The sequence below is a fragment of the Pseudomonas sp. KH_021 genome (genome assembly GCF_057838865.1).
The window spans coordinates 3,219,332-3,243,478 of sequence record NZ_CM174477.1; the positions used below are offsets into that span (position 1 = coordinate 3,219,332).

The 24,147-nt window shown below is 58.1% G+C and carries 21 protein-coding genes and 4 pseudogenes; 15 read left to right on the plus strand and 10 right to left on the minus strand.

Annotated features, from left to right (window positions below; genetic code table 11):
• The first annotated feature begins 6 nt into the window (after positions 1-6).
• The 8 genes and pseudogenes from AC3IX4_RS14865 to AC3IX4_RS14900 all read left to right on the plus strand — a co-directional run bounded on the left by AC3IX4_RS14865 (position 7) and on the right by AC3IX4_RS14900 (position 5,584).
• A complete protein-coding gene (locus AC3IX4_RS14865) occupies positions 7-1,344 on the plus strand; it encodes a spinster family MFS transporter (RefSeq protein ID WP_489256213.1) in 1,338 nt (445 codons plus the stop codon).
• Positions 1,345-1,461: 117 nt separating this feature from the next.
• Complete coding sequence (locus AC3IX4_RS14870) at positions 1,462-1,875, plus strand: fe2+ zn2+ uptake regulation protein (protein WP_489256214.1); 414 nt, start codon at positions 1,462-1,464, stop codon at positions 1,873-1,875.
• Between the two features lie 66 nt (positions 1,876-1,941).
• On the plus strand, positions 1,942-3,270 hold the full coding sequence (locus tag AC3IX4_RS14875) for a UDP-glucose dehydrogenase family protein (RefSeq protein ID WP_489256215.1): 1,329 nt from the start codon (positions 1,942-1,944) through the stop codon (positions 3,268-3,270).
• Positions 3,267-4,244, plus strand: coding sequence for an NAD-dependent epimerase (locus tag AC3IX4_RS14880; protein ID WP_489256216.1), 978 nt, complete (start codon positions 3,267-3,269; stop codon positions 4,242-4,244). The genes AC3IX4_RS14875 and AC3IX4_RS14880 overlap by 4 nt, the downstream gene beginning before the upstream one ends.
• Positions 4,245-4,287: 43 nt before the next feature.
• A pseudogene (locus AC3IX4_RS14885) lies at positions 4,288-4,557 on the plus strand (dolichol-phosphate mannosyltransferase); the annotation flags it as partial.
• A pseudogene (locus AC3IX4_RS14890) lies at positions 4,554-4,673 on the plus strand (lipid-A-disaccharide synthase N-terminal domain-containing protein); the annotation flags it as partial. The pseudogenes AC3IX4_RS14885 and AC3IX4_RS14890, both read left to right, overlap by 4 nt.
• A gap of 4 nt (positions 4,674-4,677) precedes the next feature.
• Positions 4,678-5,271: pseudogene (locus AC3IX4_RS14895) on the plus strand (ArnT family glycosyltransferase); the annotation flags it as partial.
• Positions 5,225-5,584 carry an SdiA-regulated domain-containing protein gene (locus tag AC3IX4_RS14900; RefSeq protein ID WP_489256217.1) on the plus strand — a complete coding sequence of 120 codons (360 nt, stop codon included), beginning with the start codon at positions 5,225-5,227 and terminating at the stop codon, positions 5,582-5,584. The pseudogene AC3IX4_RS14895 and the gene AC3IX4_RS14900, both read left to right, overlap by 47 nt.
• Positions 5,585-5,825: 241 nt before the next feature.
• On the opposite strand, the gene AC3IX4_RS14905 is transcribed toward AC3IX4_RS14900, so the two are convergent.
• Positions 5,826-7,013 (minus strand): sugar transporter, encoded by a 1,188-nt coding sequence (locus AC3IX4_RS14905; protein ID WP_489256218.1) that lies wholly within the window; start codon positions 7,011-7,013, stop codon positions 5,826-5,828.
• Positions 7,014-7,269: 256 nt separating this feature from the next.
• On the opposite strand from AC3IX4_RS14905, the gene AC3IX4_RS14910 reads away from it, so the two are divergent.
• Both AC3IX4_RS14910 and AC3IX4_RS14915 read left to right on the plus strand, forming a co-directional pair.
• On the plus strand, positions 7,270-7,677 hold the full coding sequence (locus tag AC3IX4_RS14910; RefSeq protein WP_489256219.1) for an MbcA/ParS/Xre antitoxin family protein: 408 nt from the start codon (positions 7,270-7,272) through the stop codon (positions 7,675-7,677).
• Positions 7,677-8,354 carry an RES family NAD+ phosphorylase gene (locus AC3IX4_RS14915; RefSeq protein ID WP_489256220.1) on the plus strand — a complete coding sequence of 226 codons (678 nt, stop codon included), beginning with the start codon at positions 7,677-7,679 and terminating at the stop codon, positions 8,352-8,354. Before AC3IX4_RS14910 ends, AC3IX4_RS14915 begins: the two co-directional genes overlap by 1 nt.
• Positions 8,355-8,357: 3 nt before the next feature.
• On the opposite strand, the gene bla is transcribed toward AC3IX4_RS14915, so the two are convergent.
• The 4 genes from bla to AC3IX4_RS14935 form a co-directional block, all read right to left on the minus strand.
• Positions 8,358-9,254 (minus strand): class A beta-lactamase, encoded by an 897-nt coding sequence (bla, locus tag AC3IX4_RS14920; RefSeq protein ID WP_489256221.1) that lies wholly within the window; start codon positions 9,252-9,254, stop codon positions 8,358-8,360.
• A 45-nt stretch (positions 9,255-9,299) separates the two neighbouring features.
• Positions 9,300-10,727: a sigma-54-dependent transcriptional regulator gene (locus AC3IX4_RS14925; RefSeq protein WP_489256222.1), complete on the minus strand. Its 1,428-nt coding sequence runs from the start codon at positions 10,725-10,727 to the stop codon at positions 9,300-9,302.
• Positions 10,702-12,174, minus strand: a complete 1,473-nt coding sequence (locus tag AC3IX4_RS14930) for a sensor histidine kinase (RefSeq protein WP_489256223.1) — start codon at positions 12,172-12,174, stop codon at positions 10,702-10,704. The genes AC3IX4_RS14925 and AC3IX4_RS14930 overlap by 26 nt, the downstream gene beginning before the upstream one ends.
• Before the next feature lie 272 nt (positions 12,175-12,446).
• A complete protein-coding gene (locus AC3IX4_RS14935) occupies positions 12,447-13,916 on the minus strand; it encodes a sensor histidine kinase (RefSeq protein WP_489256224.1) in 1,470 nt (489 codons plus the stop codon).
• 256 nt (positions 13,917-14,172) lie between these two features.
• On the opposite strand from AC3IX4_RS14935, the gene AC3IX4_RS14940 reads away from it, so the two are divergent.
• Genes AC3IX4_RS14940 through AC3IX4_RS14955 form a run of 4 tightly spaced genes read left to right on the plus strand, consistent with a single transcriptional unit; the run spans position 14,173 to position 19,785 of the window.
• Complete coding sequence (locus AC3IX4_RS14940) at positions 14,173-15,519, plus strand: hypothetical protein (protein WP_489256225.1); 1,347 nt, start codon at positions 14,173-14,175, stop codon at positions 15,517-15,519.
• Positions 15,520-15,554: 35 nt separating this feature from the next.
• Positions 15,555-17,783: a cadherin-like domain-containing protein gene (locus AC3IX4_RS14945; protein ID WP_489256226.1), complete on the plus strand. Its 2,229-nt coding sequence runs from the start codon at positions 15,555-15,557 to the stop codon at positions 17,781-17,783.
• A 60-nt stretch (positions 17,784-17,843) separates the two neighbouring features.
• A complete protein-coding gene (locus AC3IX4_RS14950; protein ID WP_489256227.1) occupies positions 17,844-18,317 on the plus strand; it encodes a curlin in 474 nt (157 codons plus the stop codon).
• Between the two features lie 28 nt (positions 18,318-18,345).
• Positions 18,346-19,785: a curlin gene (locus AC3IX4_RS14955; RefSeq protein WP_489256228.1), complete on the plus strand. Its 1,440-nt coding sequence runs from the start codon at positions 18,346-18,348 to the stop codon at positions 19,783-19,785.
• A gap of 54 nt (positions 19,786-19,839) precedes the next feature.
• Here AC3IX4_RS14955 and AC3IX4_RS14960 read toward each other — a convergent pair.
• From AC3IX4_RS14960 to AC3IX4_RS14980, 5 genes and pseudogenes are all read right to left on the minus strand, one after another.
• Positions 19,840-19,945 (minus strand): annotated as a pseudogene (locus AC3IX4_RS14960) (transposase); the annotation flags it as partial.
• 55 nt (positions 19,946-20,000) lie between these two features.
• Entirely contained in the window at positions 20,001-20,501 is a 501-nt protein-coding gene (locus tag AC3IX4_RS14965) for a hypothetical protein (protein ID WP_489256229.1), read from the minus strand.
• 501 nt (positions 20,502-21,002) lie between these two features.
• Entirely contained in the window at positions 21,003-21,413 is a 411-nt protein-coding gene (locus AC3IX4_RS14970; RefSeq protein WP_489256230.1) for a YbgC/FadM family acyl-CoA thioesterase, read from the minus strand.
• A gap of 24 nt (positions 21,414-21,437) precedes the next feature.
• The gene (locus AC3IX4_RS14975; RefSeq protein ID WP_489256231.1) at positions 21,438-22,658 is read right to left on the minus strand and encodes a cytochrome P450; all 1,221 of its coding nucleotides are present in this window, start codon (positions 22,656-22,658) and stop codon (positions 21,438-21,440) included.
• A 3-nt stretch (positions 22,659-22,661) separates the two neighbouring features.
• Positions 22,662-22,844: a hypothetical protein gene (locus AC3IX4_RS14980; protein ID WP_489256232.1), complete on the minus strand. Its 183-nt coding sequence runs from the start codon at positions 22,842-22,844 to the stop codon at positions 22,662-22,664.
• A gap of 160 nt (positions 22,845-23,004) precedes the next feature.
• Between AC3IX4_RS14980 and AC3IX4_RS14985 the strand changes: the two genes are divergently transcribed.
• Entirely contained in the window at positions 23,005-24,135 is a 1,131-nt protein-coding gene (locus tag AC3IX4_RS14985) for a mevalonate kinase family protein (protein WP_489256233.1), read from the plus strand.
• The last annotated feature ends 12 nt before the right edge of the window (positions 24,136-24,147 follow it).

The window sequence follows — 24,147 nt, forward strand, 5'->3', positions numbered from 1 at the left end:
CCTTCCATGTCCATCAAGACCTACGGTTTTCGTCGTCACTACACGTTGTTTCTGTTGTTTTTGGTGTCTGCTGTCAGCCTGATCGATCGCCAAATCATGGGCATCGTGATCGAGCCCATCAAGGCCGAATTTCATGTCTCCGACACTCAGATCGGCCTGTTGACCGGGCTCGGTTTCTCTTTGGTGTATTGCCTCTGCGCCCTGCCGCTGGGCCGTTTGGCTGATCGCAGCAACCGCCGTAACCTGATTGGCGTGTGTTGCGCCTTCTGGAGTGGCATGACCTGGCTGTGCGGCATGGCGACCAGTTACTGGGGCCTGGCAATGGCGCGCCTGGGCGTTGCGGTGGGCGAGTCGGGCAGCAGCGCGGCCTCAATGTCGATGATCGCCGACCTCTACCCGCCCCACCAGCGGGCCAAGGCCATTAGCGTCTTCATGCTCGGCGCGCCCATCGGCGCCTTGGTGGGCCTGAGCGCCGGTGCCTGGATCGCCTACTACTATGGCTGGCGGGAGGCATTTGCCTGGATGGCGGTGCCCGGCCTGGTCGCGGCCGTGCTACTGGGGCTCAGCGCCCGCGAACCTATGCGTGGCACTTGGGAAACGACTGCGCAGAGCCCCGTCGAACATGAATCGTTGTGGCAGGTATTGCGCAGTGCCTGGGCCAGCAGCCCGTATGTGCGCATTGCCATTGCCGGTGCCCTTCTGGCGTTCTCCGGCTATGCCTTCAGTATATGGAGCACCGCTTTTCTGGTGCGCACCCACGGTTTGTCGCTCAAGGATGCCGGCACCCTGATGGGGCTGGTGGCCGGCCCCGGTGCGATCATCGGCTCGCTTTCCAGTGGCTGGCTGACGGCACACCTGGCCCGGCGTGATGCACGCTGGCAGCTGGGCATTCCGATCATTGGCGCGCTGTTGGCCTTTCCGCTGGCGGCAGGATTTGCGCTCTACCCCGGCAACGACCCCTGGCTACTGGGCAGCCTGAAGGTGCCCCAGGCGACGGTGTTCATGTTCGGCATGTCGGTGTTCGGAATGTGGTGGATGGCGCCCAGCTACACCGCCATTGCCCAGTTGGTCGCCCCGCAGCGAAGGGCTACGCTGATCGCCGTTTATAACTTCGGCATCATGGCCCTGGGCGCAGGCTTCGGGCCGTTGGCCGTCGGGGTGTTGAGCGATCACCTAAGCCCTCTGGCCGGGCCTCATGCCTTGAGCTGGGCGCTGGTGACCTGTGCCAGCGGCTACTTGTTGGCCAGTGCGATTCTGTTGAGTGTGGTCAAGCCCTACAGCCATGAGGCTCGCCAGGCGGCACTGTGCTCAGCAAATGAACATAATTCTCTTCCCGCTGCTTAATGGACATCTTTTCGACATTTTTTCGACATTCCAGGAGGATAATTAGAGGGGCTCAAGTGACTGAGCAGACCTTGCCCTGCTGAGAGGCCGGGCAAATCCCTGGAGAGGAGTACAGGCGTGTTCAACTCACGATCAAGAGTATCGACAGGCCGCGCGCGCGTGCGCCCTCCGGTCACCCACTCAAACGATGCCGCCCCTGTTCCCGAACGCGGCAAGAACGAGCCGATTCGTGAGTTGCTGCATTTTTACGGCCTGCGCGCCACGCTATTTCGCCTCAAGGTCATCGATGCCTTGCTGTGCGCAGAGCGCGATCACCGCAGCCTGCTCGTCAACGATATCCATGCCCAGGTCGGTACCGATCTTTCCTGCCTCAACTTGCGCGAAGTCATTCGGCGCTTGACCGCTGAGGGCGTGATCGGCATGAGCGATGACAGGCGCTATAGCCTGACGCCTAAGGCCCTTTCTCTGCTCGATCGGTACACGCAGACCGAAGTGTCACCCGCTCAACACAGATCCTTAACAAAACCGTGACATTTTTTGCTACTGCTATGGTTAAAGCTCCAGCCTTGACATGGCAACGACGCAAGGGAGTCGCGCATGAAGGTAACGGTATTTGGTACAGGATATGTAGGACTGACGCAGGCAGTGAGTCTTGCGCAGGTCGGCCACAGCGTTCGGTGCGTGGATGTCGACACGGATCGAGTCGAGCTGTTGAGCCAAGGCCAGTGCCCGATATTCGAGCCTGGGCTGCCTGAACTTCTGGAGAAAAACCTTGGCTACGGACGTTTGCACTTCAGTACTGACGGTGCGGGGGCCTGTGACTTCGCCGACCTGATTTTCATTGCGGTCGGCACCCCGCCCCTGAACGATGGCAGCGCAGACCTGCAGCATGTCTTTGCCGTAGTGGATACCGTGCTGACCCATTCCGGTCGCGCCAAGATCATCGTCAACAAGTCCACGTCGCCTGTGGGCACCGTCGACCGCATCAAGGCACGTATCCAGGCACATGAGCAGGCCGGCATGGGCCATGAAGTCATCAGCAACCCGGAGTTTCTCAAGGAAGGTTCAGCGCTTACCGATTGCATGCGCCCTGAACGCATCATTATCGGCGGTGCCGGGCCTGCGACACTGGAGGTGCTACGCGAGCTGTACCAGCCGTTCAGCCGCAACCGGGAAAAAATCATCGAAATGGACGCCCGCAGCGCCGAGCTGACCAAGTACGCGGCCAATTGCATGCTGGCGACCAAGATTTCCTTTATCAATGAAATGGCCAACCTGGCCGAGCACCTGGGCGCGGACATTGAACAGGTCCGCCGGGGCATCGGCTCGGATTCACGCATTGGCTACGATTTCATCTATCCAGGCTGCGGCTTCGGTGGCTCGTGCTTTCCAAAAGACCTGGCCGCTTTACAGAAGATCGCCGAACACGAAGGCTTCAACCCACGCCTGCTGCGCGCGGTAGATGCCGTCAACCATGAGCAGAAAAGCCGGCTCTTCAAGAAGGTCAATCAGCATTATCGCGGTGACCTAGTCGGCAAGACCTTTGCAGTCTGGGGCCTGGCCTTCAAACCCAATACCGACGATATTCGCGAAGCACCCAGCCTGGTGCTGCTGCAAGCCTTATGGGCTGCTGGCGCCCGCGTACGTGCCTACGACCCACAGGCCATGGAGGCGATCGAGCGGCTTTTCGGCCAACGCCCGGACCTTCACTTGACCGACAACAAAGAGGCCGCGTTACAAGGGGCGGATGGATTGATCATCGTCACCGAATGGGAAGATTTTCGTGTACTGGACCTGGACCGAGTACCCAGGTTGCTGCACGACAAGGTTGTGTTCGACGGTCGTAACCTGTTCGAGCCTGAACATCTGCAGGCTGCCGGCTTGCACTATTACGCCATCGGCCGTGGCAAGGCGGCCCAGGCATGACCGTGCTGGTGACCGGAGCTGCGGGCTTCATCGGGTTTCATATGGCTCGACGCTTGTGTGATGAAGGCCTTGAGGTGGTCGGCATTGACAACCTCAACGACTATTACAGCGTCGATCTCAAACACGCACGCCTGGCTGAGTTGAAGCCGTATCCAGGCTTTCATTTCCAGACGTTGGACATCAGCGACAAGGACGCGCTGCTCGCCTTGTTCACCGAGTATCGATTCAGCCATGTCATCCACCTGGCCGCACAGGCCGGGGTGCGCTACTCGCTGGAAAACCCGCAGGTGTATGGCGAGTCGAACCTGGTCGGTTTTCTCAATGTGCTCGAAGCCTGCCGCCACTATCGGCCGGAGCACCTGATCTACGCGTCCAGCAGTTCCGTGTATGGCGCCAACAGCAAGATGCCATTTTGCGTCGAGGATGCGGTTGATCAACCGGTGTCACTCTACGCTGCCAGCAAACGAGCCAACGAATTGATGGCTCACAGCTATGCGCACCTGTACGACCTGCCCACCAGCGGCCTGAGGTTTTTCACTGTCTACGGGCCCTGGGGCCGGCCGGACATGGCGTTGTTTTCATTTACTCAGGCGATGCTCGAAGGCCGGCCGATCGACCTCTACAACCACGGTCAGATGGCTCGCGATTTCACCTACATTGACGATATTGTCGAGGCTATCAGCCGCCTGCGTCTACGTCCTCCTGCCCCGGCACAGGGCTCGGGCGCACCCTGTGCGCTCTACAATATCGGCCGCGGTACACCGGTGCCATTGCTCGAGTTTGTCGACTGCCTGGAAGCGAGCCTGGGCAAAAAGGCCGTTCGCCGCTACCTGCCTATGCAAGCGGGCGATGTGGTCAACACCTGGGCCGATGTATCGGCGCTGTCTCGTTGGGTCGACTTCACGCCCGGCGTTAGCGTCCAGACAGGTGTCGATCAGTTTGTCCGCTGGTATCGCAGCTACTTTTGCATCTAGTTCAACACGTCGTCGATAAGAAAAGGCTGCGCAACACATGAAGGACACCGGCTGTGGCTTGAAGGTGATCGAGCGCAAGGCGTTCCTGCGACTGCCTTACTTCGACCATATGCACCGGTATATTCCGGCGCTGATCCAGCGTCACAACGGACGCATGCTGGTGCATCCGGTCAACCACCGTCATCGCCAGAGCGGTGTCTCCAAATACGGGAACCTTGATAGGGCCCTGGTCGGAATCGTCGACTTGTTCGGCGTGTATTGGTTGCTGCGTCGCACTCGCCTGCAAGCCGAGCCACAGGAGCTGGAGGGATGAACCTGACACGCGAAACGATGTGGCTGATCCTGGGGTTTGCCGGGCAAGCGGTGTTCACCGCGCGATTTGCCCTGCAGTGGCTGTACAGCGAGTACAAGAAACGTAGCGTGATCCCGCCTGATGACGGGGTTGCCGAAAGTGGCCTTGTACATTCCGGGTTTGTTGTCTGCCGCAACGGCAACCGCCGTGCTTTACGACCTGGGTCGTCGCCTGTGGAACCGCCGGGTGGGGCGTATCGCAGCCCTGCTGTTCCTGGCCACCTACCAGACTTACAGCATCTTGCGCACCGGCCAGATCGACAGCTTTCTATGCCTGTGGGTTGCCTTGGGCCTGTACGGCATGGTCCGTCATTTGCTGCTCGGCCCTGCCTGGGGCTGGTTCTATGTAGCTTGCGCCGCCATGGACCTGGGGGTGATCAGCAAAGGCGTGGGCTTCGTGCCCGCCTTGATGTTGATCCCCTACGCCTATGCGGTGCGCAAGGGCTGGCACGGTGTGGTCGCCATGCCCCATCAGGGCCGCCGCTGGTTGCTGGGCCTGGGGGTGATGCTGGCGGCGATTGCGGTTTGGCTGTTGCCATTGGTGATCACCGTGTGGATGCAAGGATCGGCCGATGATGTGGCCTATCTCAAGGAGATCCTCCTGCGCCAGACCGCTCAGCGCTATGCCAATGCCTGGCACCATCGCGAACCGTTCTGGTATTTCTTCGTCAAGGTTGGCGCTGAGCACGACCGGCGATGTACTCGCCCGCTACCCACTGGTGGGCTTCCTGGACCCTGAAGCCGTGACCTACCTGGGCAAAGGCCGCATCGCGATAGCCGATGAAATCATCCAGCAGCTCTATGTGGTGTCCTTGCCTGACCAGCCAGGGCCGATACAGGCCCAGGACGCTCCCTACATTGCTCTTGAGTTCAATCTCTCGCGCAACAACATCAGAGTGTCTATGCCCGGGACGTGTCCGATGCACACTTTGACGCGAAAACAGGCCAGTGAGCCCAACCTGTTTTATCGGTTCGAGAAAACCCCGTAACTGTAGGAGCAGAGCTTGCTCGCGATGAACGCACCGCGGTCTATCCAGATACGGCGGTGATGCCATCGCGACCAAGGTCTGCTCCTACAGGTCGTTGTAGTACGGCATCAACGGCCCCTCTTCCGGTTTGCGGCCCTCGGCGCCTATGGCCTTGAGGGTGATTTCCATATCCTTGGGGAATGACCAGTGACGGGTGATCGAACGGCGCCCGTTCCCAGGCCACTCGCGGGTCGATTTTGATTCAGGCCTCTTGAGTGGAGGTACGGGCGTAGCGAAACGTAGTCAAACAGCACAGCAACACACCACCCGCCGCCAACACGCCCCCCACAACCCCAATATAGGGCAGGCCAATGTGCAAGCTGACCACGCTGCCGAGCAAGGCGCCCGCACCGATGCCAACGTTATAGAGCCCCGAGAACAACGCCATCGCCACATCAGTGGCATCCGAGGCCAGCTTGAGCACCTTCGATTGCAAAGCCAGGCCAAAGCTCATGATCGAAATCCCCCACACAACACTGAGCGCACACAGCAACATCGGGCTGAACGAGAACGGCAGCAGCAGTGCCAGGCACAAGCCCAGAGCACTGATCGCGGCAATCGTGAACCCATGTGGAAAGCGCTCACTGTAACGGCTGAACATAATCGAACCAAAGATCCCGGCCCCGCCGAACACCAGCAGCACGGCAGTGGTCATGTCGCCACTCATGGCAGCAACGACCTGGGTGAAGGGTTCGATATAGCTGTAGGCCGTGAATTGCGCAGTAATCCCCACCACGATCAGTAGGTACACCGACACCAGCGCCGGGCGCTTGAGCAGAATCGGCAGGCTGCGCAGGGAGCCCGAGTTCTGGCTTGGCAACAAGGGCAACGCCTTGATCAGGACCAACAGCGTGGCAAAGGCGATGCCGGCGATCGCCAGGAAGGTCGTGCGCCAGCCCAGCGCCTCACCCACCACCCGACCGATCGGAATGCCCAGCACCATGGCCAGGGTTGTCCCGGTGGCCAGCAATCCAAGGGCCTTGGCTTGTTGGCCCGCCGGCGCCACGCGCACCGCAAGCGAGGCGGTAATCGACCAGAACACCGCATGGGCCAAAGCGATGCCGATTCGACTGAGCATCAACACAAAAAAACTGTTGGCGATACTGGAGAGCAAGTGGCTGACAATAAACAGTGCGAACACGAATATCAGCAACTTGCGCCGTTCAAAGTTGCGGGTCAGCAGCATCATGGGGATGGACGCCAGGGACACGACCCATGCATAGATGGTCAGCATGAGTCCGACCTGGGCTGAGGGCATCTGGAAGCTGTCGCCGATTGCGCTCAGCAAGCCGACGGGTACGAATTCTGTGGTGTTGAAAATAAAGGCGGCCAGGGCCAGCGCTATCACGCTAAGCCAACTGCCCGACCGGTCTTGCGTGGGGGTATTCATATAAAGAGGTAACGCTCCAGGCGCAAAACTCACGCACAGCATCCTTCCTCCAGAGCGATTGAGCCTGGGCAGCAGGTGCGATGAGTGAGTCGTTATAGGTATGCAATACAGGGTGAAGCGCCAGATTTTACGTGATGCACAACCGGCCCACAATCGATTCAGCAAGGGCGTCAATGTACACATGCGGACAAATTAATTGATTTAATATGCATCCGTATTAGACTGGACCTATCGCGCATTTGCAGGAGCCACCCTTATGGTCGCCACCGTCAAGACACCCAGTGCCCATTCTGATATCGACACCCCGGAAGCCGGCCGCGTGGCGCTGAAATTCTTCTTTGGCCTGATGGAGCACTGGGGCTGCTCGGTCGAACAGCAGCGCTTGCTGCTCGGGTCCATCAGCGCCACCACGTTCTACAAATACAAGCGCCTGCCCAACGTACGCTTGCCCCATGACACACTGGAGCGAATCTCCTACCTGATGGGGATTCACAAGGCACTGAGCATCATTTTCAGCAACCACCGCGAGCGCGCCTATGGCTGGGTCAACAGCCCCAACAGCGCCCCGCCCTTCAATGGCTGCTCGGCCCTGGAATACATGCTGGCTGGCCGGGTGGTAGACATCGCCGACGTGCGTCGATACCTGGATGGGGTGCGGGGTTGATGGAGCCGCGCCTACATACCCCCGACTGGAACAGCGCGTATCGGATGATCAGCAGCTCTTTTCCACCCATCACCCTGTTCGAAGACTTGCTCGATCCTGCCGAGCTTTCCATGGCATACGCGCTGGAATCGCTGACCAATGATCGGTTGGCCGAACAGGTTGGCGTGCTGAGCCGCGTGGCCGTCGAAGACCGTGTATCGGGGCCGGGTTCCACCCCGGTGATGGCGGCTTTCACCCATATTGGCAAAGCCAGTCGCTTTACCGACGGCAGCTACGGCGTGTATTACGCCGCCAGCAGCCAGGAGGCCGCGATTGCCGAAACCAGCTTTCACCAGGCGCGTTTCTTGATGGCAACCCAAGAGCCCGATGTGGAGTTGACCTTGCGCACCTACGTCAACAAGGTGGTCCAGCCGATGCATGATGTACGCGACAGCTTCGCCCATCTGCATGACCCGGACCCTGCCTGCTACGGCCCGGCCCAATCCTTCGCCAAGGCGCTGCGGGCCGACTTGTCCTGGGGCATTCTCTATAACAGCGTGCGCGCCGTGGGCCATGAGTGCATCGCCGCGCTCCGTCCTCCCGCTGTGTCTATCCCGGTACAAGGCAAACACATCCGCTACGTGTGGGATGCCCGCAGCCAGACCATCAACTGCCATTTCGAAATCACACCCATGTGACTGTCAGGTCGTGGCCCAATCCGCCACGACTCGGGCCGCCGAGGCGATGATTTCGTTGCGCGGCTTGGCATCGCGTGCAGGCTGTGTGGTGTAGACCGCAATGATGATCGGCGGGCGCTGGGGTGGCCAGACCACGGCAATGTCGTTGGCCGAGGCGTAGTCACCGGTGCCGGTCTTGTCGCCCACCTGCCAGTCAGTGGGCACCCCGGCACGAATGCGGGCGTCACCGGTGGTGTTGCCGCGCATCCAGTTGAGCAACTGCACAGACTGCGCCTGCGCCAAGGCGCCGCCTAAAACCAGCCGTTGCAGGCTCAGCCCCATGGCTGCCGGAGTGGTGGTGTCACGCAGATCCCCGGGGATGGCAGTGTTCAGCTCTGTCTCCCAACGGTCCAGGCGAAACGTCGAATCGCCGATCGAGCGGGCAAAGGCCGTCACCGCAGGTGGACCCCCCAGCAACTTGATCAACAGGTTTGCCGCCGTGTTGTCGCTGTACTGAATGGCGGCCGCGCACAACTGCGCCACCGTCATGCCTTCGCCGACGTGTTTTTCAGTGATGGGGGAGTAATTGACCAATTCACCCTTGGGATACGACAGCTGCTGCTGCATGAGCGCCGGCTGCTGCTCGCTACGTTTTAAAACCGCAGCGGCGAGGATCACTTTGAACGTGCTGCAAAAGGCAAAGCGCTCTTGCGCGCGATAAACCAACGGCGTGTTGTTGGCGGTGTCGACGGCGAAGACGCCAAGGCGTCCCTGGAGTTGTTTTTCCAGTTCGACAAAACGCTTGTCGAACGGGTCGTTAGCCTGTGTATCTGTCGCCCAAGCGCCCATGGGACCGGCAAACGGTAATACAGCTGCCGCCCATAGGAAGCGCCGGCGGCTGCTTGAAAACGTATTTTCCATGATGTCGAGCCGCCTTCAGATCGAAGAAAAGGCCGTGGCAACCTGTCACCACTGGCGCTTGTCAGGTCGTGTCAGGCCCAACTTCTCGATCCTATAGCGCAGCATGTCCCGGCTCAAGCCCAGCATCCGCGCCGACTTGGTCACGTTCCAGTCGGTGCGGTCGAGCATTTTGCGCACCATGTCGCGCTCCACTTCCGGCAAGTTCATGTTCTCCACGGGTTCGCTAATGGCCCTGAACTCATAGATTTGTGGCGCGGGCTCGGCCATGGGCTCGTCGTGCAGGCTCATGCAGACGTTCAATTGCGCGGGCGCGATAACGTCGTGTTGGGTGAGCAGCACGGTCTGTTCGAGCATGTTGCGCAGTTCACGAACGTTGCCCGGCCAGCTATAGCTTTTCAGCATCTGTTGGGCATCAGAGCTGAAACTCAAACTCGGCTTGCCGTAGCGGCGGCCATGGTGGGCAAGGAAGTGCCTGGCCAGCAGCAACACGTCGTCGCCACGGGCATAGAGCCGCGGGACCTTGATGGAAATGATGCGCAGGCGAAAGAACAAGTCACGACGGAATTTACCCTGCTGGACCATCTGCTCAAGGTTGCAGTTGGTCGCGCTGATGATGCGGATGTCGACCTTGCGCTCCTTGACCGAGCCGATTCGACGGATGGTTCGGTCTTCCAACAACTTGAGCAGCTTGGCTTGCAGCTGCAGGTCCATTTCGCCAATCTCGTCGAGGAACAGCGTCCCACCATCGGCGGCTTCTACCAGCCCCACCCGGCGCTCCTTGGCGTCGGTGAAAGCGCCTTTTTCATGGCCGAACAACTCTGCTTCAAGCAGGTTTGAAGGAATCGAAGCGCAGTTGAACTCCACGAAGGGCGCCTTGCAACGCGGGCCGTCGAAATGCAGGGCACGCGCCACCAGCTCCTTGCCGGTGCCTGTTTCACCTTCAACCAGTACGGGCGGCAGGTCGCCGCCGGTCATGCGTTGTTCAGCCTCGAGCAGGTGACGCAAGGTGGCTTTCATCGCCAACATGGCTGGCGACTCGCCAATCAACGCCTGCAACCCGGATTTCTGTGCCTCGCGCTCCTGATAGAACGACAACTTACGCTCCATCCGCTCGGTCGCCAGCGCCTTGTCCAGCAAGACCTTCAGCTCGCTCAGGGCGACCGGTTTAGTCAGGTAGTGGAAAGCGCCCTCTTTCATGGCTGTCACGGCGTCTTCGACGTTGCCATAACCGGTCATCATGATGACCTTGAGGTCCGGCACCTTTTCCACCAGTTGTTTGATCAGCTCATGGCCACTCATGCCCGGTAGGGAATTGTCGGTGACTACGGCGTCGGGGTTGCATTGTTGCAATTGCTCCAGCGCTTCTTCGGCGCTGTGGCAAACCGTGACCTCAAAGCTCTTGCGTTCCAGAAAGGTCTGGATATTCGACGCGAGGAGTTCGTCATCCTCAACTACCAGAATGCTGTGTTCCATGTTCTTCTCCCTGCGCGACCTTAAAGATGAGGCAGACACGGGTTCCTTCCTGCTCGCGGCTGGTCAAACTGACCGAACCACCGAAGCGCTCCATGATTTTCTTGACCAGCACCAGCCCCACGCCCAATCCACCCTGTTTGGTGGTGAAAAAGGGCTTGAAAACCATCCGTTCCTGCGCAGGCGTCATGCCCTTGCCGGTGTCGTCGAGCAGCATTTGCACACGCTGCCCGCTTTGTTCTTGCACTTTGATACCCAGCACCCCGCCACTGGGCATTGCCTCCAATGCATTGGCCAACAGGCTGTTGAGAATTTGCGTCAACATCACCTGCTGGCTGATCACTGGCGCGCTGGCCGGCACGTTAAGCTGAACCTGAATCCCGACGCGGGCAATCTGGGTGGTGAAACCCGCCAAGGCGTCGTCGATGGCAATCGCCAGGTCCACGGTTTCGGCGTCATCATTCAAGGGCCGCAGCGAGACGAGCAATTCTCGTACCCAACGCGACATACGGTCGACCTGGCTGATGATATCGGTGATGTTTTTCTGTGCCGGCACATCGGCAATTTCATGGGCAAGCTCGGCACTGCTACGAATGGTCGCCAGCGGGTTGCGCAGGCTGTGCGCCACCGCCGAAGACATTTCACCCAGCGCCACAAAGGTTTCACTGGCGATCAACTGGTGCTGCTGGGATTGCAGCATCAGGCTGGCCCGACGAATGATCCAATAAAGGCCGAAATAGATCAGTGCACCCCCGAACAGCGTGGACACCCAGATAATCACGTAACCACGCTGGATCCTGCGCACCAGATCCTGCGGCTCCTTGTAGATCTCGACCATTGCGGTGACTTGGTCACCCTTGGTGTTGAACATCGGGATGTAGTTTTCGATGAACAAGTACTTGGGCTCGGTCAGGAACTGTTGCTCCTCGCGCTCCTCATCGATCTTGTGATAACTGGCTGACACGGGCTGGCGTAACTCGAAGGACTCATCCAGGTCTTCGTCATCAAGGATCTGCTGCCCCACCAGCTCCGGGTTGGTGGACCAGACAATGGTCCGGTCTTGCGCATAGACAATAGAGAGCAAGGTGTCGGGCAAATGTTCGATATGGTCGAGAAACTCCACCCGAGTCGCTGCTACTGTCTGCGCCGACAAGCCCGCGTGATTGCCGTCCTCACGCGGATCGAGCAATTCACCCATGCTGATTTGCGGGCTGATACCCGCGTGACGCACTTCGGCCACGCCAATGGACTGGACAAATTGCGCGGTCAGCAGGGCGTCGCGCTCCACGCTTTCGGTCACCACAAAGCGCGTGGAAACATAGCCCAGGCCCACCGCCACCGAGGCGATAATGAACAGGCTGACCAGAGAGAACCAGCGCAGCAGGTTGAACTGCCTTGGCACGCTGGTGACTCTCCATGCGGCATCTCTTGCAAGACTGAGCATCTTCATCGGATGACTTCCCCCGGATGCTTTCGTTATAGCCCAAGTGCTGGGCGGGTATTCACATCAATACTAATAACGGCTGAAGCCATGATAGTACTTTGCCAGTTTTGCGCACTGCATGCCGTGCATCCGTGGAAAATTTGACCGGCAATGTCAAAAAGCAATTATCGCGCCAAAAAATATGACTCAATATCTCTCTGAAATACCTTTGAATATCAAGTATTTGAGTATTTTTACCCAGACGTGGGGAAATTAACGGCCCCGCTAGCGGGGCAACTTCACCCGCTTAGTGGGGGGGCAAGCTGGAATATCAGGTGTACCCGGGTGCCCTGACCCTGTTTGCTTTCCAGGCGTACGCTGCCACCAAAACGCTCCATGATGCGCTGGACCAGCATCAGGCCAACGCCCAGCCCGCCCTGCTTGGTGGTGAAAAATGGCCTGAACGCCATTTTCTGCTGCTGCGCTGTCATGCCGTGGCCGGTATCGCTGACCGTCATGGCAAGCGTATGCCCCTGGGCCGGTTCAACGGTGATGCTCAAGGTTCCCCCTTTGCCCATCGCTTCCAGGGCATTGGCCAGCAGGCTATTGAAGAGCTGGCTGAGCAATATCTGCTGACCGAGCACACGCGGCGAATGCTGCGCAGCGATCACTATCTGCAGATCCGCGTGGCGGATCTGCGACTCAAAGGCACGCAAGGCCTCATGAATCGTACCAACCAGATCGACCTGCTCGGTTTCGTCGCTCAAGGGCCGAAGCGATTGCAGCAACTCGCGAACCCAGGCCGACATGCGATCGACCTGGCTGATGATGTCGCCGATGTTCTTCTGGGCAGGCCCCTGTTCGAACTCCAGCGCAAGCTCGGCGCTTGAGCGAATACTCGCCAAGGGGTTGCGCAAACTATGGGCCACCGCCGAAGACATTTCCCCCAGGGCGCCGAAGGTCTCACCTGCCACCAGCTGTTTCTGCTGTTTGGCCAGTAACCCGGACGCCTTGCGCACGAGCCAGTACAGGCCGAAAAACATCAGGCCCGCGCCCGCTCCCGTTACCAGCCAGATTGTCACCACACCCCGGATCATCCGGGCGATCAGGTCCTTGGGTTCCTTGTAGATCTCGACCATGGCCGTAACGTTTTGGTCGTTGGCGTCGAACAGCGGAATGTAGTTCTCGATAAAAATAAAGTCCGGTGAAGTGACAAACTTCTGTTCCGAACGGGCATCGTCCACATCGTGATAGCTGGTCGATACGCGAATTTTTTCATTGAACGCGCGCTCCAGATCATCGTCATCGTCAATTTTCTTGCCCACCAGTGCCGGATTGGTCGACCAGATCACCGTACGATCGGGCGCATAGATATTGGCCAACAGCACATCGGGAAGGTTGGCGATATGGTCGAGAAACTGCCAGCGTGCGCCCTGTAGAACCTGAGGGGAAATGTCGGGATAGTCGTCGTCCGAGCGCGGGTCGAGCAACTCGCCCATGGTCCTGACATTGGGAACCGTCACATACCGCACCTCAGCCGAAGCAATGGCCTGGATGAACTGGGCGGTGAGCAGCGCATCGCGCTCGACACTTTCATTGATGATAAAACGCGAAGAAATGGTCCCCAGCCCCACCGCGACCACGCCGATAATCGCCATGCTGATAAAGGAGAACCAGCGCAACAGGTTGAATCGGTGCGCAGTTCCATCGGTACGGTGCAGCATCGAAGCTGCCTGCGGCAACGCTACAGTGCGCTCTGGTGAGTTCATCAAGGGTAGTCCTAATTCAATACCATAAGGTTATAGCCCACTCTTGGCCGCTATTCCCCGATGTCATTCCCCAACTTGCCCCAACCCTGGGGGTTGCAACCCTGTCGACGTTCTACGCCTGCCTGTACCACACCCAACGAAACCGCTCTGGCGCAGCGCTTTGAGAGGCAATTTCAGGCATTGGCTCGAAAGTTGCCGAACCCTCCTCGACTGATCCAACGCCCTCGGGCCCGGCTCACCTCAGAGGAACTTACTCATGCGCCGTCTCATCTCCACCAGCGCGACCTTGTTCGTGCTTGTCTCGCTCACCGATGGATCCGCACAAGCGGCGCTCTACGATGTCGACCCTGGTCCCTATCAAAACAGCACCGGTGGCTTTGCCGCCTGGTACCAGGACAGTCACGGACGAGTGCTCGACCTGTGCCTGTCGAAAAACCTGAGTTCTCGGGTGGCCAGCACGCCCGGGGCACCGTCCTACATGTGCCCGCTGGGGGCAGTACCTGGCGTGTTCGACGATACCCAAGCCGTGGTCTTTCCCACAAACTTCCCTGATGAAGCCTTTTGGTTTACCGCTGACGCTGCGATCATCGATGCAGCTACCGGCATCGACCTGGGCTACGTCGCGGCCGTGGAAGCGGCGTTCAGTGCCGAGGAACCCAAAGAAGGCGATCAGGTCAGTTTTGGCCGGGTGCGTATCCGGGTTGATGTGCCCACGGCCGGTACCTATGTGATCACGCACCCTTACGGCGTCGATGTGTTTGATGTACCCGTCGCAGGACTGCGCGCCATCAACATGACTCGCGACATCGGCATCGGCAGCCCTAAAACCTACACCGGCGCCCTCAAGAGTGATATCGGCCCGTTCCTGCGCAGCATTAACGGCCCCTACACCGAGACCAACCCGGCGACCGGTCTGGCCGAGAGATTCATCGGTGACCCCAATCTCAGCGAAGCGGTGACCGGCAGCCCGTTCAACACCAACTTCGTCAGGGTCGAAGGCCCTAACGGCATCGATGTACGCACCGAACTGTTCGCCATCTCCGGCAAGCTTTCGCAGGCGGCGCGGCCAACGCCGATGATCACTCATCGCAGCACGTATTCACGCAAGACCGAGGCCAGCGTAGTCAAGGCTCAACAGGACGTGTTCGTGCAAGCGCCGCCCAATCCGGCCACCGTCACTCTTAGCAGTCACAGCCCGGCACTGCCCTTCACTGAAGCCGACGGCACGGGTGCCTGGTACGTGCAGGCACCGGAAAACCCTTCCTTGCCTATCAACCTGCAGGTCACCGCCGATAACCACGTGGCCATACCCACTAGCACGTCGACCACCTTGCCCATGGCGTTGACTGACCTTGTCACCATCACTCGCGCCGAATACAGCCTGGGCTCCGGACAACTGTCGCTGACGGCCACTACCAGCGACGAAACGACGCCACCGGTACTCACGGCTGCCACCGGCAATGGCGCCAACATCGGTGCCTTGAGTGGCTCGGGCGCAACAAAAACACTGACTACCGGGATGACGCCGATTCCGCCGGCCAAGGTCATGGTGACTTCCGCCAATGGCGGCAGTGACACCGAAGAAGTGGTGATCTTGCCATGAACATCCTCACGCCAAGATTCGTAGCAGGAGGCAACATGAACACCTGGCCCCGCGCGGCGCACTGCGCCCTTTGGTTGTCGATTTCGCTGGCTGGCGGTGCTAACGCAGCACTCAAGGCCGTCGACCCCGGCCCCTATACCTTCGCCACCGGCGGTTTCCCGATGTGGTACCAGGACGCCAACGACTTGAAGTTGGAGCTGTGCCAGTCACTCGCCGTCAGTACACGGGTCGGCGCAACGGTGCCACCGGCCTATATGTGCACGCTGGCGGTGGAACCTGGCGTCTTTGACGACACCCTGCCGATGGTCTTCCCGGACAACTGGCCAGGTGAAAGCTTCTGGTACATGGCCCAAGCCTCGATTCCCGACACCAACGGCTTTGGCATGGAAGTTTATGTCGCCGCCATGGAAGCGGCCTTCGGCGCCGAAGTGCCCAAGGCAGGCGATCAGGTGAGCTTCGCTCGTATTCGCCTGCGTATAAACGTGCCCGTTGCCGGTACTTACGTGATCACTCACCCTTATGGGTCAGAAACAGTCCAGGTGTCGACACCAGGCCGACGTGCCATCAACATCACTAAAGACGTCGGCATTGGCGCACCGGGTGATTTCAGCGGCGCGCTCAGCGGCGAGATCGGGCCATTCCTGCGTGGCGTCGGTGGCCCTTACACCGAGATCAACCCGAGCACTGGGACCACTGAAACCTATATCGGCGACCCCAACATTACCGAAAGGGTCACCGGCAGCCCGCTCAGCAACAACTTCGTGCGCATCCAGGGCCCGACAGGCACCATCCAGACCAACGTTTTCACGGTGTCCGGCAAGGTATTGGACCCACGCGCCCAGACCCCGGTCGAGCTGCAGCGGGCGACTTACCGCCGCACCTCGGCTGGGTCTCGCGTGGAGGTCTTCGCCAAGGCTGCCGCTGGCACAAGCGTATGCATGCGCAACACCCTGGCGTTGGTGCCGGGTACGCCTCCTTCGCCCTGCCAAACCACCTTGCAGACTGACAACAACGGGCTGTTTTTCGGCAATCAATTGGCTGCCGGCGCACCGCCTGCCGTCTTCGTAGTGACCGCCAGCAATCCGGGTGGCAGTACGCAGCCTACCGCGCTGTCGAGTAAACCGACCGACATCGTGAAAGTCGAGACCGCGCAATACGAATGGACCAACAAACGCCTGACTATCCAAGCGCGCTCCAGCGACGAAGTCCAAGTGCCGGATTTGATTGCCCAGGGCTATGGACGAATGTCAAAAAGCGGCACCCTGCAGACGTTGACGGTCAATGGCCTGACTCAACCACCGGCCAGCGTCACGGTCAAATCGGCAGCAGGCGGCGCCGACACCGAGTTCGTCAAGGTCGTCGGTACGGCGCCTGCCCAAGCGGATAACCAACCGCCAGCAGCCGTGGCCGACACGGCCAGCACCAGTTTCGGGGTACCTATCACCCTGAGCCCTCTGGCGAACGACAGCGACCCAGACGGCAACACCCCACTGACCATCACCGGCCTGACCCCGCCTGCAACCGGCCAGGGCACGGTGGCCCTCAGCGGAACGACCGCAGTGGTCTATACCCCTCCGGCAGTGGTCACCGCGCCGCTGGTGGCAACCTTCACCTACCGTGCCCAGGACACCAAGGGACTTGCCTCGACACCAGCCACCGTGACCGTCAACGTCGCGCCTAACCGGGCACCGACGGCGGTCAACGACACCGTGGCCACCCTCGCCGCGCCTCTGGTTGTGAATGTGTTGGCGAACGACACCGACCCTGAGGGCAACGTGCCACTGAGCGTGGCCAGCGTGACCCCGCCCGCGGCCGGACGCGGCACCGTCACCACCGACGGCAATGTGGTGAACTACACACCACCGGCCACCGTGACCACGGCCTTCACCACCACCTTTGGCTACGTGGCACGTGATTCGCTGGGCGCCTTGTCGGCACCGGGTACGGTGACGGTGCAGGTATCGCCACGTCAAGCAGGGGCAGAGACCTTCACGGTCACCACCGCACAGGTCCAGGCACGGTCCAACAACCGCTTCAACTGGGACTTCGCCGGGACCTCGTCGGTCGTCGCCGGTAACACCATCACCATCCAGGTCACGACCCCGGACGGGCTGGTCACCCTGGGCAGCACGACGGTTCCAACCAATGGTCGCTGGCGGCTGACGGTGAGCAACTCCACCACCATCGTACCGACTGCAAATCCGACGGCCACGATCCGCAGCTCCCAAGGCACCGTCCGTACCCAATCGGTTACATCGCTGTGAAGCTCGCCCTGCCTGCTGCTCGGCAGGCAGGGCACCTGCCCCAGGGAAGAGGAACCGACCATGTCCAGATTCGCTAGCGCCCTGCTCTGCCTCTCGCTGCTCAGCACTGCCTTGATGGCCGACGACCTGATGGACAACGCCGACCTCGCCAGCACCAGCGATCTGGGCGAGCCACCCGCGATCTTCAGCCTGCCGGCCCCAGCCGGCCAGCAAGCCTTGATCGACCAGAACGGCAGTGGCAACCGCGCCACCGTCAACCAGAGTGGCCAGTCACTGTTGGGCAACATCGTCCAGGCCGGCAGCAACCAGGAGGCGTTCATCCTCCAGCAAGGATCGGACCTGATGGCCGCCATCACCCAACAGGGCTACGGCAACCAGGCCTCGATCAGCCAGACCGGCAGTGGCAACCGCGCCGAAATCAACCAGAACGGCAACCAGAACACCGCCAGCATCGAACAGACAGGCTCTGGCCTGCAAAGCAGCGTGACCCAGACCGGCAACGGTCAGAGCGTGCAAATTCACCAGTACCGCTAAAGCAAGGCACTACATTGGAGGTAATACCATGTTCAAGCTCAGCCCATTGACTGCCGCCGTACTGGTGGTCTTAAGCGCCAACGCCCTGGCTAACGACAGCCAGTCCGTACAGGACCAGTCGGGTACCGCCAACATCGCCATGGTGCAACAGGGCGCCTCGGCCAACGGAGTGGTCAAGCAGGACCAGTTTGGCGAAGGCAACGATGCGATGGCCGTCCAGGACGCCACCAACGGCCTGATCGAGCAAACCCATACCGGCGACTACAACGCAGCCTATGCCGAGCAGTTGAATGAAACCAACAGCTACATCCCACAAATCCAGTCCGGCACTTTCAACATTACCCACGCCAGCCAGTACGACGGCGACGGCAACCAGGTGCATCAGGTCCAGGAAGGCAACGGCAACTTCTCGTTCTTCAACCAGGGTGCCCAGACCGGCAGCACCGGCAGCGCCGTGCAGTACGGCGATAACAACAATGCCAACATCGAGCAATTCGAAGGCGGTGCCACCAACAACGCGAAGATCCTGCAGGACGGCAACGGCAACTACGCGGCTGCCGAGCAGGTGTTCCATGAAAGTGGCCAGATCAACATCGACCAGAATGGCGATGACAACTACGCCTACGGTGACCAGCGCAACAACAGCGGCGGCAACGTGCAAATCCATCAATCGGGTACCGGCAACGGCTCGGAAGTCTGGCAAGATACCCAGCCCCTGGCCGTGACCAAAATCAATCAGGAAGGCACATACAACGAAGCGATTGTCGACCAGAGCTTTGGCTCAGACAACCTGGCAACCATCCTGCAACAAGGTAACTACAACGCCAGTTACTCCGACCAGTACGATTCGAACCAGTCGTTGACCAACCTGTTCCAGAGCGGTGACAACAACCTGGCCTACACCTACCAGACCGGCAACAACCATACCCTGGAAACGAACCAGATTGGCTTTGGCAACAAAATCTACGCCAGCGACTGGAAAGGCCCCCACGGCGGTCAGTTCGGCAGCAACCAGACCGCCTTCCTGAACCAGAATGGCTTGGGCAACAGTGTCAACATCACCCAGGCAGACATGACCCAAAAGGCCACTCTGGAGCAACGCGGCGATAATAACCAGGCAACCATCGACCAGGCTGAAAACAACAACGAGCTGTACTTTGAACAGAACGGCAGCGACAGCATTCTGGTTGCCCAACAGCGTGGTGAAACCAACTATGCCAACGGCATTAGCGACGGCAATGGCAACACTATCAACCTCGATCAGTCGGGCGCCAGCAACCTGAGCCTGACCTGGCAAACAGGGGACGGCAACACCGCCAACATCAAGCAAACCGACGGCGTGAACATGGCCTATGTCACTCAGGGCGGTAACGGAAACATCGCGACCGTCGACCAGGCGGGCGCCAACATGACGGCGACCATCCAGCAATACGGTTATTCCAACCAGGCGACCGCCATACAACATTAAGTCCGGCTTTCTCTTTCGCGCAGGCACGGCGAGGTGCCTGCGCTTTTTTATTACTCACGGATTGCCGGGAAAAGTGCATTCGATTTTTAAAAAATGCGCTGTCCCGGTAGCCGTAAGCCATCCGTTTTATAACCTTGACCCAATTGTTGATCCCTTCCAATTAGTCTGACCAAAGGACGAGCTAATTTGTCAGTAGTACAAAAAATTTCGCTCCTCTAAAAAACATGGTGCTGTTCACGTGCAAACTTCTCCACGACTTTGTTAAGCGTAGTGATCTCGGGTATGTCGAGCTCGGGTGGGAGCCTGGACAATGGGTGATGCATTAACGAATGGTCAAATGTCGTTGGGTTGCTCAGTCCGTACCATTCCCTTATTCGCAAGAACGCAAGAATTTCGTAGGGAAACAGCATACGGTACTCGTAATCGAATTCGAAAATTTCATCATGCTGCGGAGAGGTGGCATTGGACAGATGAAAATCCGCCATACTTGAAATCAAACCTTGCAATAATTTTTGGTCTGATGTGTTCCAGCTTTCAAGGACATGATCATACAAAGACAAATTGCCCGGATGTGAATAATTGGATACATCTATGTTTTTACCGACACTACTTGCATATAATTTAACAAGAAACCAGAAGTGACGAAACAGCTTACCACTTTGATTTTTATCATTGCGCCGCAGATTTAATAAAGTTAAAAAGTTGCTGACGGGCAAGCAGTGGAACCACATTGGTCATGCGCACCGAAAAAACTTCTACCGAAATGAATCGCCCCCCTTTTGCTATTAGTCATTGGACCAATGAGTATTTTCGTAGACAGCGTGATAGCCATAGGTATCTACACAACTCTGGGGCAGCGCGGCTCTTGTAGCCGCTGCCGAGGTACGAGGCTGCGATCGGCGGCGAAGCCGTCGTAAATTCAGGCCCTTCGGGGTGCCTGATGGATTACGGTCTCAGGTTTTACGGCCGCTTCGCTGCCGATCGCAGCCTCGTACCTCGTCAGCGGCTACATTCGTAGCAGTAGACGAGCTCAGCGAGGCCACGTCCGGGGACGTAGTCCTCGCAAAGCCTGTACTCGCGGTGTATCTGAAAAACTGAAGTGCCAGGTTTTACGACTGCTGCGCAGCCGGACGTGGCCTCGTTCTACTCGTCCACTGCTACGAAATGCAGTACGCCAAAAGATGTGTAGATACCTATGGCGTGATAGCAGCACCTTGTCAATGCAGTGATTTTTCAAGCGCACGTATAATGCTGCCAAGTAACAATGATGGTTTGCCGCTATGGATATCCACAAATACTAGGGTGGCGGTCGATTCCGCCATGATTACTCCACCCCTTGAAATGTGCTGCTTGAAGGTTACGGAGTGTTTTCCTGCACTCATGGGGGCACTGATTATTGTTAATGCCTCGCCAAGCCTGATGGGCTTAAGGTATTTGATATGCATCTCTACGACGGCAAATGCATAATCCTTTTCGTGATGAAATATATTCCCTTCAAATCCATTTGCTTGCCACCACTCACACCGCGCCATATCAAAATACTTAAGATGATTCGCATGATATAAAACCCCTGCCCAATCTACGTCATGTTGATAGACTCGTATTGTTTTCGTTGCCTTGGCGCACATGGCGATCTTCCTGTTTCTTTTTGTTTAGCGTCTGATCTTTAGTGTTTTCAATTTTCTGAGCAAGGGTGAGCTTCTGTCCCATTCGGGGGTATTATTGCAAAGTGTAATGGTACTGTTAATACTAAGGAAATATGATAGAGCCACCTCAGCTTGCATTTTTGCCAGTGCTTGGCCAAGGCAGTTTCTGGGTCCGTGGCCAAACGCAAGGCTGCTTTTGGTGGTGCGCAAAATATTGAATGTATCCGCCTCCGGACCGTAGTGTTTTTCATCCCTATTAGCAGAGCCGAGACACAATAGAAACCTATCCCCTTTTTTGATATCGTGCTCGGATATTTGTGTGTCCTGAATTGCCTGCCGCTGTGTAAATTGCAGGGGTGATTCAAAGCGCAACACCTCTGCAATCGCAGAGGTCAATAGAGCGCTGTCATTCGTGACCAAGTTGAGTTGTTCGGGATGCCGACTGAGAAGAAAAAACGAGTTGCCTATCAATGCTTGCGTGGTTTCACCTCCACCCGTCAAAACGGTGATACAGGAAAGTGCCATCTCTTCATCTGTAAGGTTACCCATTGATTTACAGCAATCGCGCAGCATTGAAAAATAATTTTCACTGTCGTGCTGGCGAGATTGTTTCAGTTTCTTCTCAAAGAAAATTTGTACGTTCTGCAATGCATTGATGGCGCCAGGAAGATTGGTTTCATTCAAACTTGCTGGGTCTACGAATAGGCGAAGCGTCGGCAATGTGGCTTCCAAGTAAAGTCGCTCCTTTTCATTCAATCCAAGCCAGCGAGAAAAAATGTTAACCCAAAGCAATCCACCAACATCATGAACAAGATCGATTTCATCTCTTTTGCAGGCGCTGAATAATTTGCAGACTTCTTCTTTTGACCAGGCGCGGAGCATTTGCATGGTGGTCGAAGAAAATAGCTTTATCATGATTTTCTTTTGTTTTAAGTGCTCAGGATCATCCAGTACAAGTAGTGTGCTTTTTATAAATAAAGCTGCCTTGTGAGGCAGCGCTATTCCAAGGCGAGTGCAAATAATTTGAATATGAGATGACCAGAAGGCAACATTCATATGCTCATTTTTCAGTGCGGCAAGAACGTCATCATGGCGTGACAGTACTACCCACCCATTCGTCCGGTAGAAAGGGTGGGCTCGCCTCAGTAGAGCGTATCGACCGTAGAGATCGTCAAGATGCGTGGTGTCTTGCGGATTCAATATGGAGTCGGTGCCTGGTCCGGACATATCTTAATCCTCGATACGGAAAAGGGAGCGGGAAAGGGGACTGATTTTCTCCGCCGACGCTATTTTTGATTTCGAGATTACCGTCAACCGCTGGGGCGGAAAGTAGTAGCCGCCCTTGACGGTTTCTTTGCCGTCATTGTCGGGAGCGCTCACATAGGTCATGAAAGCCAAGGCGGTGATTTCCATTAACTTGTGGCTTCACCTTATTAGATGTGTTGGCAATGCGTAACTAACAGTTCTGATAGGTTCTTTACGAAAAGTGAAGTCGCAAACATTGCAGCGTGCATGCTGTAGATTGGCCCCTGTCATTTCTGACAGCAGACAAGCCCACGATACCCGGCTTAAGGTGAGTGAACCTGTGGTCAATGCGTGGGGGATTGCCGTGAGCGAGCTTGAACAGGACTATGTGATCGCCAGCGCCCCCGGCAAACTGACCCTGATGGGTGAATACGCAGCGGCCTATGGTCGGCCTGCCCTGGTCACCAGCATCGGCCTGCAATGCCAGGTGCGGGTTCATCGTGAAGTGGAGTCCGGGGTGCGGCTGTTGTTGCCCGACATCAACATTTTCACTGAGTTCAGCTGGGCCGAGATTGAGCGATATACCCAGGCGGCCGAGGTGCACTGGGAAGAATTTCTGCAACAGCCCTCTGCCGAGCATCTGGCCCGTCTGCGTGGCAAAGACGCCGCCCACGTGGTCAAGATTGCGCTGGGCCAATCACTGCGTTGGTGCGACTTCAGGCCGCCATTCGGTGTCAGTGTCCAGATAGACTCGGCCCTGCCACCTGCCTGCGGCCTTGGCAGTTCTGCGGCGGTGGCAAGCGCCACGACGATGGCGTTGTTGTCACTTTTCAGGCAACCCCCCTCCCTTTCTTCGCTCAGGCAAATCGTGCTGGAAATCGAGCGCCGCCAACACGGCCAGCCTTCAGGCATGGACCACGGCTGCGTGCTCAGCGGTGGGTTGCTCAAGGCCGTGCGCGTCGATGGCAGCCTTTCCATGTTGGTCATGCCGCCATCGCGCGGGCTGCGCCGGTTGAGCCTTTACTACACCGGTAGGCCCAGCCAGTCCAGCGGTGTTGTGGTGAACCACGTCGCCGATAACCTGGAATCTGACACGGCCTTCAAAACCCATCTGCTGGGGCAGATGGAAGCCAGTACGATGCACTTCTATCGGCTTCTGAGCGAGTTCTCACCCTGCGCCCAGGCAATGGTCGAGGTGATTCGTGACGCGCACCGGCAACTGGATCAACTGGGCGTTGTTCCCTACGCCGTGCGCCAGGTGATCAAGGAAATCGAAGCGGCCGGGGGTGGGGCGAAAATCTGCGGTGCCGGGGCGCTCAGTGGCGTGGGGGCCGGCGCCCTGTTGGTCTGCTGGCCGCAAACGCCGACCCGCTTGCCCCCTGCGCTGGACAACTTTCCACGGCTGCATGGGCGCTTGAACGTTCCGGGCGTCAGCATCCAGCCGCAGGGGTGCCTGTGAGGCTTGCAGTGA